The sequence below is a fragment of the Polynucleobacter sp. AP-Feld-500C-C5 genome, assembly GCF_018882265.1.
Classification (GTDB): Bacteria; Pseudomonadota; Gammaproteobacteria; order Burkholderiales; family Burkholderiaceae; genus Polynucleobacter.
In genome coordinates this window covers 125,293-142,059 of sequence record NZ_JACVOW010000023.1, presented here as the reverse complement: position 1 = coordinate 142,059, position 16,767 = coordinate 125,293, and the positions used below count along the sequence as shown (strand labels likewise).

Annotated in this window: 12 protein-coding genes; 4 read left to right on the top strand and 8 right to left on the bottom strand. The window is 46.6% G+C overall.

Annotation, left to right across the window (positions count from 1 at the left end; translation table 11 throughout):
* Position 1: 1 nt before the first annotated feature.
* The 5 genes from ICN21_RS08475 to ICN21_RS08455 all read right to left on the bottom strand — a co-directional run bounded on the left by ICN21_RS08475 (position 2) and on the right by ICN21_RS08455 (position 6,629).
* Entirely contained in the window at positions 2–622 is a 621-nt protein-coding gene (locus ICN21_RS08475; protein WP_216178098.1) for an SCP2 domain-containing protein, read from the bottom strand.
* A 53-nt stretch (positions 623–675) separates the two neighbouring features.
* Positions 676–1,581 carry a Tim44 domain-containing protein gene (locus tag ICN21_RS08470; protein WP_216178097.1) on the bottom strand — a complete coding sequence of 302 codons (906 nt, stop codon included), beginning with the start codon at positions 1,579–1,581 and terminating at the stop codon, positions 676–678.
* Between the two features lie 67 nt (positions 1,582–1,648).
* Positions 1,649–2,392, bottom strand: a complete 744-nt coding sequence (gene ubiE / locus ICN21_RS08465) for a bifunctional demethylmenaquinone methyltransferase/2-methoxy-6-polyprenyl-1,4-benzoquinol methylase UbiE (RefSeq protein WP_215295886.1) — start codon at positions 2,390–2,392, stop codon at positions 1,649–1,651.
* Complete coding sequence (locus ICN21_RS08460; protein ID WP_216178096.1) at positions 2,392–2,790, bottom strand: gamma-butyrobetaine hydroxylase-like domain-containing protein; 399 nt, start codon at positions 2,788–2,790, stop codon at positions 2,392–2,394. The genes ubiE and ICN21_RS08460 overlap by 1 nt, the downstream gene beginning before the upstream one ends.
* Entirely contained in the window at positions 2,790–6,629 is a 3,840-nt protein-coding gene (locus ICN21_RS08455) for an FAD/FMN-binding oxidoreductase (RefSeq protein ID WP_216178095.1), read from the bottom strand. The genes ICN21_RS08460 and ICN21_RS08455 overlap by 1 nt, the downstream gene beginning before the upstream one ends.
* A 134-nt stretch (positions 6,630–6,763) precedes the next feature.
* Between ICN21_RS08455 and ilvA the strand changes: the two genes are divergently transcribed.
* Genes ilvA through queF form a run of 3 tightly spaced genes read left to right on the top strand, consistent with a single transcriptional unit; the run spans position 6,764 to position 10,044 of the window.
* A complete protein-coding gene (ilvA, locus tag ICN21_RS08450; protein WP_216178094.1) occupies positions 6,764–8,284 on the top strand; it encodes a threonine ammonia-lyase, biosynthetic in 1,521 nt (506 codons plus the stop codon).
* A gap of 14 nt (positions 8,285–8,298) precedes the next feature.
* Positions 8,299–9,207 (top strand): 5'-nucleotidase, encoded by a 909-nt coding sequence (locus ICN21_RS08445; protein ID WP_215295890.1) that lies wholly within the window; start codon positions 8,299–8,301, stop codon positions 9,205–9,207.
* A 9-nt stretch (positions 9,208–9,216) separates the two neighbouring features.
* A complete protein-coding gene (gene queF / locus ICN21_RS08440) occupies positions 9,217–10,044 on the top strand; it encodes an NADPH-dependent 7-cyano-7-deazaguanine reductase QueF (protein WP_216178093.1) in 828 nt (275 codons plus the stop codon).
* A gap of 78 nt (positions 10,045–10,122) precedes the next feature.
* Here the strand turns inward: queF and ssb are convergent, their stop codons facing one another.
* Complete coding sequence (ssb, locus tag ICN21_RS08435) at positions 10,123–10,578, bottom strand: single-stranded DNA-binding protein (RefSeq protein ID WP_215295892.1); 456 nt, start codon at positions 10,576–10,578, stop codon at positions 10,123–10,125.
* Positions 10,579–10,658: 80 nt separating this feature from the next.
* Positions 10,659–11,843 (bottom strand): MFS transporter, encoded by a 1,185-nt coding sequence (locus ICN21_RS08430; protein WP_216178092.1) that lies wholly within the window; start codon positions 11,841–11,843, stop codon positions 10,659–10,661.
* A gap of 37 nt (positions 11,844–11,880) precedes the next feature.
* Here ICN21_RS08430 and uvrA point away from each other — a divergent pair, with 37 nt between their 5' ends.
* Complete coding sequence (gene uvrA, locus ICN21_RS08425; protein ID WP_216178091.1) at positions 11,881–14,769, top strand: excinuclease ABC subunit UvrA; 2,889 nt, start codon at positions 11,881–11,883, stop codon at positions 14,767–14,769.
* A 10-nt stretch (positions 14,770–14,779) separates the two neighbouring features.
* Here uvrA and ICN21_RS08420 read toward each other — a convergent pair whose 3' ends face one another.
* Positions 14,780–16,762: a monovalent cation:proton antiporter family protein gene (locus ICN21_RS08420; RefSeq protein WP_216178090.1), complete on the bottom strand. Its 1,983-nt coding sequence runs from the start codon at positions 16,760–16,762 to the stop codon at positions 14,780–14,782.
* Positions 16,763–16,767 lie beyond the last annotated feature (5 nt).

Sequence of the window (16,767 nt, the reverse complement as noted above, 5' to 3'; positions counted from 1 at the left end):
TTTATTTAGCCTTTTGCTCTATGAGTTGAATGCGTTTTTCTAAACGATCTACTGAATCGCGTAAGTCATTTAACTCGGATTTGCGAACCATAAAATCGCGTTTATTTAAAAGGATCTTTCGCTCTTCACTGACGTACTCAATCACATTGTCTAATAAGTCACTGACGGCAGAACGCGTAGCAGAAACAAATTTCTTACCTTGTCTGACAGCAAAATTTGCAGGCGCATCACCAACTATACGCGCCAGATCTTCCTCATACTCCCAGCGCAACTGGCCCGCTAAACGTCCAATCAATTGAGCCAAATCTGCATCACCAGTAATTTTGACAGCTTTGAAAGCTTGTTCCTTTAAATTGCCAGGGCTAGCCACCAAATCACTCATCGCTTTTGCAGACACCTCTAAGGCAAGTGTAGGGCTTTCCAACTCTCTTAAGACCTCTAAGCGTCCAACAGGATTAATCTCAAAACACAAGCGCCCAAAAGGAAGTTGAATAAGCACCGTCTTCTCTGCATGCTTTGCTAACTCAGCGCACGCCCATGGCTCTCGCCCCAAGACGTGGTTAATTCCTCGGCAAGCAGCTCCGGCAGCAATCGTATGTGTTGAAGAGGATATTGTGTTCATAAGTGTAAAAAACCCGCACAAGTGCGGGTTTTCCGACGGAAATTACCTAAAGCTTAAACTAACTGGGAGATACCCGCTAGTACCCAACCTCCAGGACCCTCTACTGGCTTGCTTAAATTCCAGATTTCTGAGAAATCACTGGCTGGCGCTCCCTGTTGCTCACGGATCATGCCGCTAAACTGAACGCTGCAGAAGTAATGCGCATCTGCAGTTTCGATTCCCAACAACCGCGCATTAACCGTTACAACGTCAGTTTGGTTGGCGCTATCAGTCCGACCCGCTAAGTCCTGCTGAATGGTTGCAAACATTTCAGGGGTAGCGAATTCACGCAATGCAGCAAGATCCCCTTGATCCCAGGCCTTTTGCAAGGTCACAAAATACTGTTTTGCATTCTCTAAGAAAGCTTGCTGATCAAAGCCTGGTGGCAGCGTGGAATGAAATAGCTCAGGCTCCTGTGAAACGCCAGCAAAAGCATTTGCTACAGGAGCAAAAGCCGGGTCTTGTCTCGGATTTTGATTAAGGCTAGCTCGCTGCATACCAGGGGTAGGTGCATTTGCATTCTGCCCTGCGCCTGACATGGCAGGCAAGAACCTGCGAATCACAAACATGATGACAAAACCAGCCAGCACCGCAATCAACAAACCGGTAATCAGGGAAGAGGCTGCCTCACCCAGACCAAAATGCGATAAGAGATAGCCAATACCTAAACCAGCAGCTAACCCACCTAAGAGACCACCCATGCCACCAAAACGACTAGGCGCTGGCGCTTGTGGTGCTGGAGCTGCAGGTTGAGCTTGCTGAGCTTGCTTTTGTGCAGGTTGAGCTTGCTTTTGAATTGGAGCACTGGGAGCTTTACCGATACTTTTGCCGCCACCAAGACGCGCAGCATCAACGTGACCCACTGTTGCGAATATCAAAGTAAAGCTTAATAAAACTGCTTTAAAAAAATGTTTGTTCATTGCTTTTACCCCTTCTAATAACTTCTTCAATACTTGAGTTTTTAAGAGCTTAAAAACTATACAACTATCAGTATTTAATACCAATATGTAAGGCAACGATACCCCCAGTCATTCTATGGGTTTGCACTTCGTCAAAACCAACCCCCAGCATCATCTCTTTGAGGGTATCCGCGTCAGGGTGCATGCGGATAGATTCTGCCAAATAGCGATAGCTTTCTGAATCTTGCGCTATTTTTTCGCCCAACCAAGGCAGTACTTTGAATGAATACAGGTCATATACGGGCTGCAGGAAGGCATCTGGCTTGGAAAATTCCAAGACGAGTACGCGGCCCCCTGGCTTAATCACGCGACACATTTCGCCAAGTGCAAGCTCTTTATGAGTCATATTGCGCAAACCAAAAGCAACGGTTACCACATCAAAATGGTTATTAGGGAACGGAATTTTTTCCGCATCAAATTGCACGCAAGGCAAGGCCATGCCCTGGTCTAATAAGCGATCTCGACCGACGCCTAACATTGAAGCATTGATATCACTCAACCAAACTTGAGCATCAGGATTACGGCCCCAATCCGTCGCCTTGGCAAATGCGCTAGCTAGGTCGCCAGTACCGCCAGCAATATCCAGCACTTTTTGGCCAGGACGTACATTTGCACTTGCAATCGTGATCTTTTTCCAAACGCGATGTAGACCGAAAGACATTAAGTCATTCATCACATCGTATTTACTAGCCACCGAATGGAATACCTCGGCAACCTTACCAGCCTTCTCGGCTTCGTCAACGCTTTGATAGCCAAAGTGGGTTTTACTCATTAGTGACTTCCACAAGAGTGGCCATGTGAGTGTCCTGCCTGCACCATCGGCGCATCACGATCAAGACCTGCAGCAGCCAATTTATCCAAATGCTCTTTCCATACTTGCTCTTGGTTTTCGCACAAGAAATACAAGTAATCCCAAGAATATAAGCCTGAATCATGTCCATCAGAAAAAGTGGGTTTCAGTGCGTAATGACCGACAGGCTCCAGACTGGCAATCAATACCTCGCGCTTACCCGTTTGCAAAGTCTCTTGACCAGGGCCGTGACCCTGAACTTCTGCTGATGGAGAAAGTACCCTCAATAATTCAAAAGGCAGTCGATATGAAGAGCCGTCCTCATAGGAGAGCTCAAGAACCTTGGACTGCTGGTGCACCACAACATTCGTTGGAATCATTAAACCAACACCCTTTCAATACCGCCTTGGTTAGCTTTGGTGACGTAGTCTTGCATCCAATTTTCACCGAGTAATTTTTGCGCCATCTCAACTACGATGTAATCAGCAGTAGTATCACTATCTGCATCAAAGCGGGTTAAGCCTTGCAAGCAAGATGGGCAGCTTGTTAATACTTTAACGTCGCCAGTGAAATCGCCCTGACGCAAATCATTGGCCGCTTTTTCCATTTCAATTTGTTTGCGAAAACGGACTTGAGTAGAAATATCAGGACGAGTAACCGCTAAGGTTCCAGACTCACCACAGCAACGATCATTTTTCACAATCGCTTTACCGTCTTCCAATTGGATGAGCTCATTCACTGTCTTCAAAGGGTCCTGTAGCTTCATGGGGGAGTGGCAAGGATCGTGATACATATATTTCACGCCTGTTACTCCAGTGAGCTTGACACCCTTCTCGGCTAAAAATTCGTGGATGTCAATAATCCTGCAACCAGGGAAGATTTGCTCAAACTGATAGCCCGCTAATTGGTCGTAACAAGTGCCGCAAGATACGACTACCGTCTTGATATCTAAGTAGTTCAAGGTATTAGCCACCCGATGAAATAAGACGCGGTTGTCCGTAATCATCTTATCCGCTTTGTCAAAATCACCATTACCGCGCTGTGGGTAGCCGCAGCATAAATAGCCTGGTGGCAACACTGTCTGCACTCCAACATTCCAGAGCATTGCTTGGGTTGCTAAACCCACTTGCGAAAATAGACGCTCGGATCCGCAGCCCGGGAAGTAAAAGACCGCCTCAGTATCGGCAGAGGTTGTTTTAGGATCCCGAATAATGGGGACGTAGTTTGCATCTTCAATATCCAATAAAGCACGCGCAGTCTTTTTCGGCAAATTGCCAGGCATCTTCTTATTTACAAAGAAAATAACCTGTTCAGTGATGGTCGGTTTCCCAACAGTTGCAGGAGGATGTGCAGTTTGCTTTTTAGCAAACTTACGCAGAAGATCATTGCCTAAGCGCTGTAACTTATAGCCCCAACCAATCATAGCCGTACGAACTAAATGAATAGTCTCTGGACTGGTGGTATTCAAAAAAAACATCGATGCTGCTGTACCTGGATTAAAACGCTGCTGACCCATTTTACGCATGAGGTTGCGCATATTCATCGTCACATCACCAAAGTCGATTTTGACTGGACAAGGTGTTAAGCACTTATGACAGACAGTGCAATGCGCTGCGACATCATCAAACATTTCCCAATGCCGAATTGAAACACCGCGACGAGTTTGCTCTTCATATAAGAAGGCTTCAATCAATAATGATGTCGCCAAAATTTTGTCGCGGGGGCTGTATAAAAGATTTGCGCGTGGTACGTGGGTCGCGCAAACTGGCTTGCACTTACCACAGCGCAAGCAATCCTTCACGCTATCAGCGATGGCGCCGATATCACTTTGCTGCATGATGATGGACTCATGCCCCATCAAGCCAAAGCTTGGCGTGTAAGCCATGCTCAGGTCGGCATGCGGCATCAGCTTGCCCTTGTTAAATCTGCCTTCAGGGTCTACACGATTCTTATAGCTACGGAAGTCTTTTAATTCTGCTTCTGTCAAGTACTCCAACTTCGTAATACCAATACCATGCTCACCAGAAATCACGCCATCTAAGGAGCGGGCTAACTTCATAATACGATCGACTGCACGATGGGCATCTTGCAGCATCTCGTAGTCATCAGAGTTCACCGGAATATTGGTATGTACATTACCGTCACCAGCATGCATATGCAATGCAACGAATACGCGCTTACGCAGAATATTTTTATGAATAGCCTCAAGTTCAGCCAATATCGGCTCGAATGCAAGACCGCCAAAAATAATACGTAATTCAGAACGAACTTCCTCTTTCCATGATGCCCGCAAGCTGTAGTTTTGAAGTTGTGGGAAATGGGTATCCATCTGCGTCAGCCAATCAGCCCAACGAGTGCGCACCCTCGTAATTAATTCAAGAGCCTGCTGAACCCGATCACCTAAAATCTCTGCTGTAGGGATTTCATATTCCGCATCACTCTTGCCTAATGGCAAAGCGCTCTTTTTCAAGAACGACTCCAGGCCGTCGAGAACTTGTAACTTGTTTTTAAGGGATAGTTCAATATTGATGCGATCAATCCCATCGGTGTACTCACCCATCCGTGGCAAAGGAATTACCACATCTTCATTGATCTTAAATGCATTGGTATGACGAGCAATGGCGGCTGTCCGAGCACGGTCGAGCCAGAACTTCTTGCGGGCTTCTGCGCTCACTGCAACAAAGCCCTCGCCAACCCGCAGGTTTGCCATGCGTACTACTTCACTAGTAGCTGCTGCGACTGTTCCTTCATCATCGCCAGCAATATCGCCAATCAATACCATCTTTGGCAGACTATTGCGCTTAGATTTTGTGGAATAGCCAACTGCGCGCAAATAACGATCGTCCAAGTGCTCCAGACCAGCCAGAATGGGACCGCCTTGCTTACTTAAACCATCCAAGTAAGCCTTGATTTCGACAATACTTGGAATGGCCTCGCGCGCTTGCCCAAAAAACTCTAAACAAACAGTACGCATAAATTTTGGCATGCGATGCAATATCCAAGTTGCGCTAGTAATCAAACCATCGCAACCTTCTTTTTGTACGCCAGGCAAGCCTGATAAAAATTTATCAGTAACGTCTTTACCTAAACCCTCTTTGCGAAAACGCTTGCCTTCTACTTCGAGCAATTCTGTTTTTAGAATTCGCTGACCAGGCTCGCTATTACCATCAGACCAAGTTAACTGAAAGCGCACGGTTGCAACATCATGAATCTTGCCAAGGTTGTGCTCAAGGCGTTCAACATCGAGCCAATTGCCCTCTGGATCCACCATGCGCCAGCTAGCGAGGTTATCTAGAGCAGTGCCCCAAAGAACTGCTTTTTTACCACCGGCATTCATGGCAATGTTACCGCCAATGCAACTCGCATCAGCAGAAGTAGGATCAACTGCAAACACTAAGCCAGCTTGCTCTGCAGCATCAGCTACACGGCGAGTGACAACACCAGCACCAGTAAAGATGGTTGAGACCTCATGAGCTACACCAGGCAGATGCTTAGATTTCACGCCGCCGATATCTTGTAATTTCTCAGTATTAATCACTGCAGACATGGCATACAAGGGAATCGCACCACCGGTATAGCCAGTGCCACCTCCACGAGGAATAATCGTGAGACCCAATGCCACGCAGGCTTTCACCAAACCAGGAATCTCTGACTCGTAATCAGGCTTAAGTACTACTAGTGGAAACTCAACACGCCAGTCCGTTGCATCAGTAACATGCGCTGCGCGCGATACGCCATCAAAACAAATATTGTCGCTAGCGGTATGGCGGCCTAATTCTTTACGTGCGCGTTTACGAATTTGTTCAACTTCCTTAAATCCATTTTCGAAATTTTCAATGGCGCGATAAGCAGCGCTTAATAAAATTTCGACCTGTTCTGCAGAATCTCCACTATTACGCTTTTTAACTTCACCCAAGCGATGCCACAGAGCATCGATTAATTGTTTGCGACGAACCGGGCTATCCAATAAGTCATCCTGCAAAAAGGGGTTGCGTTGAACTACCCAAATATCACCCAGGATCTCAAACAACATGCGGGCAGAGCGGCCAGTACGGCGAACACCGCGCAACTCATTGAGAACCCGCCACGACTCCTCACCTAAGAGGCGAATCACAATTTCTCGATCAGAAAAGGAGGTGTAGTTGTAGGGAATTTCGCGAAGACGGGGAGAGCCCGCCTCAGCATCCAACAACTGGTTTAAAGCCAATGGTGCGTTCATAGCGACATATTTGATAAATAAGCATTTTAGTTGAGCGAACCTGATAGTGTCAGTAAACGGATAAAGTTGCTCCCTAAATCGATAAACCCTTGCAAATCTAAGGGCTTAGCAGCCATCCGTGGTACGCTCATTGGATGGCAACGAACTATTTAAAGAAAATTTTATCGGCTCGCGTCTATGACGTAGCCAGAGAAACTGAACTTCAGCTCGCCCCCGAACTGACTAAGCGTTTGGGCAACCAGGTCCTTCTCAAAAGAGAGGATAACCAGCCGGTTTTTTCCTTCAAAATCCGTGGCGCCTATAACAAAATGGCCCATTTGCCCCCAGAATCTTTAAAACGCGGTGTGATTGCAGCTTCTGCGGGCAATCATGCTCAAGGCGTAGCCTTATCGGCTGCCAAAATGAAATGTAAGGCTGTCATCGTGATGCCGGTGACGACTCCCAGCGTCAAAATTGATGCCGTTAAAGCGAGAGGTGGTTCTTGGGTCGAGATCATTCTCCAGGGTGAGTCGTACAGCGACGCATTTCAACATGCGGAACTATTGGGCAAAAAACGAGGCTTGACCTTTGTTCATCCATTTGATGACCCAGATGTGATCGCTGGACAAGGCACCATTGCCCACGAAATTTTTACTCAATATGAAAAACCCATCGATGCAGTATTTGTCGCCATTGGTGGTGGCGGTCTCATATCCGGTATTGGCGAATACATCAAAGCAGTAAGCCCAAAGACTAAAGTCATCGGCGTGCAAGCCTCAGATTCTGATGCCATGAATCAATCACTCAAAGCGAACAAACGAATTGAGATGAAAGATGTTGGCTTATTTTCTGATGGCACTGCTGTCAAATTGGTCGGCAAAGAAACTTTCCGTATCTGCAAAAAAGTAGTTGATGAAATCATTACTGTCGATACCGATGAAATCTGTGCAGCCATTAATGATGTCTTTACCGATACCCGAAGCATCCTTGAGCCTGCTGGCGCCCTAGCCATTGCAGGCATGAAGAAGTATGTTGATAAAAAACGTCTCAAGAAGAAAACCCTGGTAGCCGTTGCTTGCGGAGCCAATATGAACTTTAGCCGTCTCCGCTTTGTAGCAGAGCGTGCAGACGTTGGTGAGTTCCGCGAAGCAGTATTTGCCGTAACGATTCCTGAAGAGCGTGGCTCTTTCAAACGTTTCTGTGAATTACTTGGTAAACGCAATGTGACTGAGTTTAACTATCGGATTGGTGATCAAAGCGAAGCACATATTTTTGTAGGCATCAGCACACAAAAAGCGGGAGATAGCGAAGCCATTGCAAAACATTTTCGTAAAGCGAAGTTTGCAACGATCGACCTCACCCATGATGAGTTAGCAAAATCGCACTTACGTCATATGGTAGGCGGTCACTCTGAACTGGCTAAAGATGAATTGCTCTACCGTTTTGAATTTCCAGAGCGCCCGGGTGCTTTGATGAAGTTCCTAACGAGCATGGCACCCAACTGGAACATTAGTCTCTTCCACTATCGTAATCATGGTGCTGATTACGGCCGCATTTTGGTAGGTATCCAGGTACCCAAAAATGAGCAGAAGAAATTCCATAACTTCTTGGCAACATTGGGTTACCCTCACTGGGATGAAAGTAATAACCCTGCATATCAGCTGTTCCTGAAATGAGATGTAATTCTTAAATGTCATACACGCTTACCGGAAAACTCGTCGTTGCGATCTCATCGCGCGCCCTATTTGATTTTGAAGAAGAAAATCGCATCTTTGAGTCAACCGATGACAGCGCTTATATGAAATTACAACTTGAGCGCTTGAGTGAGGCCGCTCAAAAAGGAGTGGCATTTCCATTAGTTAAAAAACTTCTCGCTTTTAATGAAGAAGGTGAGCAACGGGTTGAGGTAGTGATACTTTCCCGCAATGATCCTGTCAGTGGTCTGCGCGTCTTCCGTTCCGCCGAGCACCATGGTCTACATCTTGAACGTGGCGTATTTACCAGAGGTCGTCCTCCCTACCATTACCTTCGCTCATTACACGCCAACCTCTTCTTATCGGCCAACGAAGATGATGTAAGGGCGACGATTGATGCAGGTTTCCCAGCTGCACGGGTCTACCCAGAGTCTAGTAAAACTGCTGAGTCTCACCCCAATGAAATTCGGATTGCATTTGACGGAGACGCAGTCCTGTTCTCCGATGAAGCCGAGCAAGTATTTCAGAAAAAAGGGCTTGAGGCTTTTGTTGATCATGAGAGCAAGAAGGTCGACATTCCATTACCTCCGGGACCCTTCAAACCTTTATTGGAAGCATTGCACAGACTGCAGCGCTCCACTAGCGAAAACGGTATGCGCATTCGTACCGCGCTAGTCACTGCACGCTCCGCCCCAGCACATGAACGTGCTATTCGAACACTGATGGCATGGGGTATTGATGTCGATGAAGCCATGTTCTTGGGTGGCTTATCAAAGAGTGAGTTCTTGCGAGAATTTGAACCCGACTTTTTCTTTGATGATCAAACGGGCCATTGCCAATCAGCTGCATCCGTAGCCCCAACAGGACATGTCGTATCAGGTGTATCGAATAAACCTAAAAGCTAAAAGCAATTAATGGCAACGCTTCCACTTGGACAATCAACGCAATACCCAGATCAATATGATCCGAGTTTGCTCTTTCCCATTCCCAGGGCTGAAAACCGCAAGAAGATCGGACTTAAAGAGGGTCAATTTTTGCCATTTGTGGGTGTTGATACATGGAACGCATTTGAACTAAGCTGGCTCAATCAAAAAGGAAAGCCACAAATTGCCCTAGCTGAGTTTCAGATTCCCGCAGACTCTCCCAACATGATTGAGTCTAAATCTTTCAAGCTCTATCTCAATAGTCTCAACAACGCCCGCTTTGAAGATGAGAATGAAGTCAAAGAAAAACTCACTGCGGATTTATCAGTAGTGGCTGGCAGCAAGATCACTACTCGCATCAACGCCACTGAAATCATTTCCAAAAAAGGAATGCAAGAGATGGGCGGCATCTTGATGGATCGACTAGATATCGAGATTGATCCAAGCTTGCCTGCAGATTCAAGCCTATTAGGTGTTAATGAATCTTTTGGTCCGATTGAACAGTGCTTGGTATCGCACTTACTCAAATCAAACTGCCCTGTTACCGGTCAACCGGATTGGGCTAGCATCCAAATTCGTTATCAAGGACGCCCCATTCTTGAAGAAGGCTTACTGCGCTACCTGATTGGCTTTAGGCAATTGGGTGAGTTTCATGAGCATTGCGTAGAAACAATCTTTACTGACATCAAACGACAGTGCAAACCAGAAAAACTTTCTGTCTACGCCCGCTACACCCGACGCGGGGGCCTAGACATCAACCCATTCCGCACGGATCATAATTCTCCCTGGCCCGTAAATATTCGACACGCAAGACAGTAGGTAAATAAAAACCCCTTGTAGAAAATCCTAGAAGGGGTTTTTTAATACTACGATATCTACCGCATTATTTGATGTTGCTTAAAACGGAATATCGTCGTCCATTGCACCGAGCGATGCGGCATTAGACGATGCGGGGGCAGACTGCTCAGCCGGCTTTGAGCGAGCATAGCTTTCACCACCGTCACCACTTCCGCCTACTGGCTTACCACCAAGCATTTGCATAGTTTCTGCAACGATCTCGGTAGAATACTTTTCTTGTCCACTGGCATCAGTCCATTTGCGTGTTCGCAAACGGCCTTCAACATAAACCTGCGAACCTTTTTTGAGGTACTGGCCAGCGATTTCTGCAAGCTTGCCAAAGAATGCAACGCGATGCCATTCTGTGGTTTCTTTCATCTCACCAGTTTGTTTATCTTTGTAGCGATCAGATGTTGCTACTGAAATGTTTGTAACGGCGTCGCCACTTGGCATATAACGCGTTTCTGGATCACGTCCTACATTACCTACGATGATGACCTTATTTACCGAAGCCATGTTGTCTCCCGAAGAAAAATACCACTGTTATTACTGCTGAAAATGAACTGCTCGCTTTAATTAAATTGATGAAGCTACGGCTATGTCTTTGCGGCTAAACCCTTTGATTCTGCTGCTTTCGCTGGCATTTCACCCATCGACCAGGCAATTATAAGCCAGCCAACTAGCATAGCCGCCCCGACTGCAAAGACCGATACATTGCCAAGGCTGTCCATTAAATAACCCCCTAACAACGCACCAGAAAAGAGGCCAATAGATTGTGTGGTGTTGTAAACCCCCAAAGCAGTGCCCTTTGATTCTTTTGCATAACGAGTGACCAATGATGGTTGTAATGCTTCCAAAAGATTGAAGCCTACAAAATAAATCAGCAATGCCACCGTAATGAGAGTCACAGATGCAGCTTGAGTGAAAATGATTTCAGCAATAACCAGCAAAATGATCGCAATTAACAGAATAAGTCGTATGCGCTGTTTTTTCTCACCGTAGACTAAAAGTGGAACCATAAATACAAACGAGAGTAAAACCACTGAGAGATAAATTTGCCAGTGGGCAGTGAGCGGAAATCCTGCTTGCTCTAATAAACGTGGCACCACTAAAAACATAGCTACTTGGGTAGCATTCAATACAAATACACCTACATTTAGTCGCATGAGCTCTGGGCGAAGGAACACAACTTTGAGTGAATCTTGTTGCGCATGAACTTCAGGTCTGTTATTTGGCAATACAAAATAGGCCACTAACATCGCCAAGACACCTAGAATTGCCAACACAAAAAACATCCCACTTAAGCTAATCATGCGATAAAGCGGAGCAGCCACCACTAGCGAAACTGCAAAAGAGAGAGAAATACTGGCGCCGACTAAAGCCATCGCTTGACTGCGCACCTGCTCTCGAGTCAGATCGGCAACCCAAGCAGAAACAGCTGCAGAAATTGCACCGGCGCCCATTACCCCTCGACCGATAGAAATCCATAACAAATCATCTTTGGTTGCGCAAATTAAAGCCCCGGCAACAAACAAGGACAACCCCCATAAAACGACCGCTTTTCGGCCGATTCGATCAGAAAGTCTGCCTAAGGGAATATGGAAGCAGGCCTGAACAATATTGAAAATTCCGAGTGCCAGCCCTATCAAGAAGGCTTGATCACCTCCTGGCAAGTCTTTGGCGTGGATGCTAAAAACGGGCAACAGCAAAAACAGGCCCAGCATACGTAAGCCGAAGATGCCCGCTAAGGCCAGAGTGGAGCGAAGTTCAGAAGAATTCATGGGAAAGAGCTATATTAACAAGTTACGCAAAAAAATCATGAATAACGAAATCAAGATCCGCGGTGCCCGCACCCATAACCTCAAAAATATCAATCTAGACATCCCTAGAGAGAAACTTGTCGTCCTGACTGGCCTATCTGGTTCAGGTAAGAGCTCACTGGCCTTTGACACGCTCTATGCCGAAGGTCAGCGTCGTTATGTCGAATCGCTTTCCGCTTATGCGCGTCAATTTTTGCAGTTGATGGAAAAGCCCGACGTTGACACCATCGAAGGTCTATCACCTGCAATTTCCATTGAACAAAAAGCAACGAGCCATAACCCACGCTCCACTGTGGGTACTGTTACTGAAATTCATGATTATTTGCGTTTGCTATTTGCACGCGCAGGCACACCTCACTGCCCAGACCACGACCTACCTCTAGAGGCGCAAAGCGTCTCTCAAATGGTAGACACGGTGCTCTCTATGCCTGAGGACACAAAGTTGATGATTCTTGCGCCAGTGGTAAGTGAGCGCAAAGGCGAGTTCGTTGATCTCTTCCAAGACCTACAGGCCCAAGGCTTTGTGCGTTTTCGAGTGCGCTCCGGCGGTGGCACAGCAAACGTAGCTAAGGCAGAAATTTTTGAAGTCGATCAATTACCAACCCTCAAAAAGAATGATAAACATTCCATTGAAGTAGTTGTTGATCGCATTAAAGTGCGCCCTGACATTCAGCAACGTCTTGCTGAATCTTTTGAGACAGCGCTACGCCTCGCGGATGGCAAGGCCATGATTGTGGATATGGACACTGGTAAAGAGATGATTTTCTCCAGTAAGTTTGCTTGCCCCGTTTGCTCTTACTCTCTTCAAGAACTAGAGCCACGCCTCTTCTCATTTAATAATCCAATGGGTGCATGCCCTTCATGCGATGGTCTTGGACATCAATCTTTCTTTGATCCAAAACGTATCGTGGCACATCCTGATTTATCCCTAGCGTCTGGGGCGATTAAAGGCTGGGATCGCCGCAATCAGTTCTACTTCAAATTACTGCAAACTCTTGCCAAGCATGGCGGGTTTGACGTAGAAAAACCATTTGAATCCCTTAGCAAGAAACAACAAGACCTCATCTTGTTGGGCTCTGGTGACATCACCATTCCTTTTGAATACATTAATGAGCGTGGCAAAAATAGCATTCGCGAGCATGCTTTTGAAGGGATTGTTGCTAACTTTGAACGTCGCTATCGCGAGACAGATTCTGTCACCGTGCGTGAAGAACTATCTCGCTATCAAAATGTGCAAACCTGCCCAGAATGTAACGGCAGTCGTTTACGCAAAGAGGCGCGCTTTGTCAAAGTGGGTGAGAAGAAACAATCTCGCGCTATTTATGAAATTAGCGCTCTCCCGCTAAAAGAAGCAAAGGAATACTTTGAGGCACTTGAACTGAAAGGTGCCAAGAGAGAAATCGCCGATAAGATCGTGAAAGAAATCAGTGCACGTCTGCGTTTCTTAAATGACGTGGGTCTTGATTACCTCTCTTTAGAACGCAGTGCAGACACTCTATCGGGCGGAGAAGCCCAACGTATTCGGCTCGCAAGTCAAATTGGCTCAGGCTTAACGGGTGTAATGTATGTACTCGATGAACCCTCAATTGGTCTACATCAACGCGATAACGATCGCTTGATTGGCACACTCAAACACTTACGTGACTTAGGTAATAGCGTATTAGTGGTTGAGCATGATGAAGATATGATTCGCGCTTCTGATTGGGTCATCGATATCGGCCCAGGAGCCGGTGTTCATGGCGGCGAAATTGTTGCAGAAGGCACGCCTGCTGAAGTCGAGGCCAATCCCAAATCCCTTACTGGCGCCTATCTTGCTGGTCGCGAAGCCATTGAAGTTCCCCAAAAACGTATTCCGGTAAATGATCGCTTTTTAGAAATCATCGGTGCGCGTGGCAATAACTTGCAATCAGTACATGCCAAAATTCCAGTCGGTTTATTAACCTGCGTCACTGGAGTATCGGGTTCCGGTAAATCTACACTGATTAACGACACCCTGCATCATGCAGTTGCACAACACCTCTATGGCTCTAATGCAGAGCCTGCTGCACATGATGCAATGAAGGGCTTAGAACACTTTGACAAAGTGATTAGTGTTGATCAGTCTCCCATTGGCAGAACACCTCGTTCCAACCCCGCTACCTATACCGGCCTCTTTACGCCCATTCGTGAACTTTTTTCTGGTGTTCCAGCCTCACGTGAACGTGGTTATGAAGCCGGTCGCTTCTCCTTTAACGTCAAAGGCGGACGCTGCGATTCCTGCGAAGGCGATGGCGTACTCAAAGTAGAAATGCACTTCTTGCCAGACGTTTATGTACCCTGCGATGTCTGCCATGGCAAACGTTACAACCGTGAAACTTTAGATATTCGCTACAAAGGCAAAAACATTCATGAAGTGCTCTCGATGACGATCGAGCAAGCCCATGAATTCTTTGAAGCCGTTCCAGTAGTCAAGCGCAAACTCAAAACACTGTTAGATGTTGGCTTGGGTTATGTGAAACTGGGACAAAGCGCTACAACTCTATCTGGCGGCGAAGCCCAGCGCGTGAAGTTATCACTTGAGCTTTCTAAACGGGATACTGGTCGAACACTTTATATCTTGGATGAACCAACCACTGGTTTACATTTCCACGATATTCAACTATTACTCACGGTGATTCAGACGCTCAAAAAGCAAGGCAATACGATTGTCATCATTGAGCACAACTTAGATGTGATCAAGACTGCTGACTGGATTATTGACTTAGGACCAAAAGGTGGTGCAGGTGGTGGTCAGATCATTGCCACGGGAACGCCGGAGGATGTGGCAAAAAATGAAGCCAGCTTTACCGGTCACTACTTGGCACCATTACTCACTCGCAAACCCGTTGCAACTAAGAAAAAGAAATAGTCAATAAATCTCAGAGTAATTTAGCTTCAGCCAAGTCAGTCGCCTCAGAGTTACCTGAGATCACCAAGATATCGTTAGCTTGCAGTTGCAATTCGGGCGTCAAGACAAGTTTCACATAGTCTGCATTGCGCCCCTTACGACGCACTGCTTGAACGCTGACACCTGCACTACCCAAATCAAGCTCTTCTAGAGTTTTACCAACGGCTTGAGAATTGGGCAGCAAAGTAATCGAATGTAAACGCCAAGACTCATTCGAGCCAAAGTCATCATCGCCTGCGCCTCGGAAATACCCTCTTAGCAAGCTATAACGCTCTTCACGTGCAGTCGTAATCCGCCGAACTACCTTACGCATAGGCACACCCATAATCAACAAGACGTGCGAGGCAATCATGAGGCTTCCCTCAATCAACTCAGGCACTACTTCGGTAGCGCCAGCCGCTTGCAACTTAGCAATGTCGGCGTCGTCTTTGGTGCGAACCAATACTGTCATGCCGGGACGCAGGTGTTCAACCTGACGCAACACACGCAAACTGGCAGCAGTATCTGCATAAGTAATGACAACTGTCTTAGCTCTTGAGAGACCAGCAGCAACTAAATAATTTTCACGACTCGCATCGCCATACACCACGTTATCGCCTGCAGTAGCAGCCTCTTTCACGCGATCGGGATCCAAATCTAGGGCAATGTAAGGAATCTTTTCTTGATCGAGCATACGTGCCAAGCTTTGACCAGAACGGCCAAACCCACAAATGATGACGTGATTCTCATTGCGTACGCTCTTTGCAGCAACGCGTGTCAACGCAAGCGATTGCAATAGCCATTCGTTACTGGAAAAACGCATTGCAATGCGATCACTATATTCAACCAAAAATGGCGCGCAAAACATCGAGAGCAACATCGCGGCAAGAACCGCTTGGCTCAGAACGGGATCAATTAAATCTAAGCCATCAATTTGGGTCAGCAATACGAAGCCGAATTCGCCCGCCTGAGCAAGGCATAAGCCCGTTCTAATCGAGATGCCAGGGCTTGAGCCAAACGCTCTCGAGAGTAAGGCGATCAAGCCAAATTTAAATAGTAAGGGGCCAATCAGAAGTGCTACCACCAACATCCACTGTTCACGAATGACATTGAAGTCAAGCAGCATGCCAATCGTAATAAAAAAGAGTCCCAATAAGACATCACGAAATGGTTTGACATCCTCTTCAACCTGATGACGATATGGCGTCTCAGCAATTAACATCCCAGCCAAAAATGCACCGAGCGCTAAAGACAAACCAAAGTGCTCTGTTAAACCTGCCATACCGAGCACAATCAACAAGAGGTTCAACATGAACAATTCTTGCGAGCGTAGCTTAGCAACCAATCTAAACCAGCGACTCATGAGCGATTGGCCAATGAAGAAAATTAAGGCCAAAGCAACCGTAATCTTGATTGAGGCCGCAGTGAGAGCAACAAACAGATCTTTTGGGTTTTTTCCCAAAGAGGGAATCAAGATCAATAAAAAGACCACCGCTAAATCTTGGAATAACAAAATACCGACCACATTGCGACCATGCTCTGTTTCTAATTCGGATCGATCAGAAATGAGTTTTGTCACAATCGCGGTGGAAGACATCGCCAAAGCCCCGCCCAAGGCAATGGCTGCCTGCCAAGAAATTGGGTAAATCCAGTTCATCAAGAGGCTGACCGGCACCGCTAAAAGCATCGTCAAGACCACTTGACTGCCACCCAGACCAAATACGATGTTCCGCATCGATCGCAGCTTGTTAAGATTAAATTCCAAGCCGATCGAGAACATTAAGAAAACTACCCCAAATTCAGCTAAATACTTCACTGTAGAAGAGTCGCTCGCCAAAGCCAGGGCATTGGGGCCAATCAGCACCCCAATCGCTAAATAGCCCAAAATAGGGGGTAAGCCAAAATAGCGGAAAATAACCACTCCAGCCACACCTGCGGCTAGGAGAATGAGGGTTAATTGAAGAACTGACGGCATATACT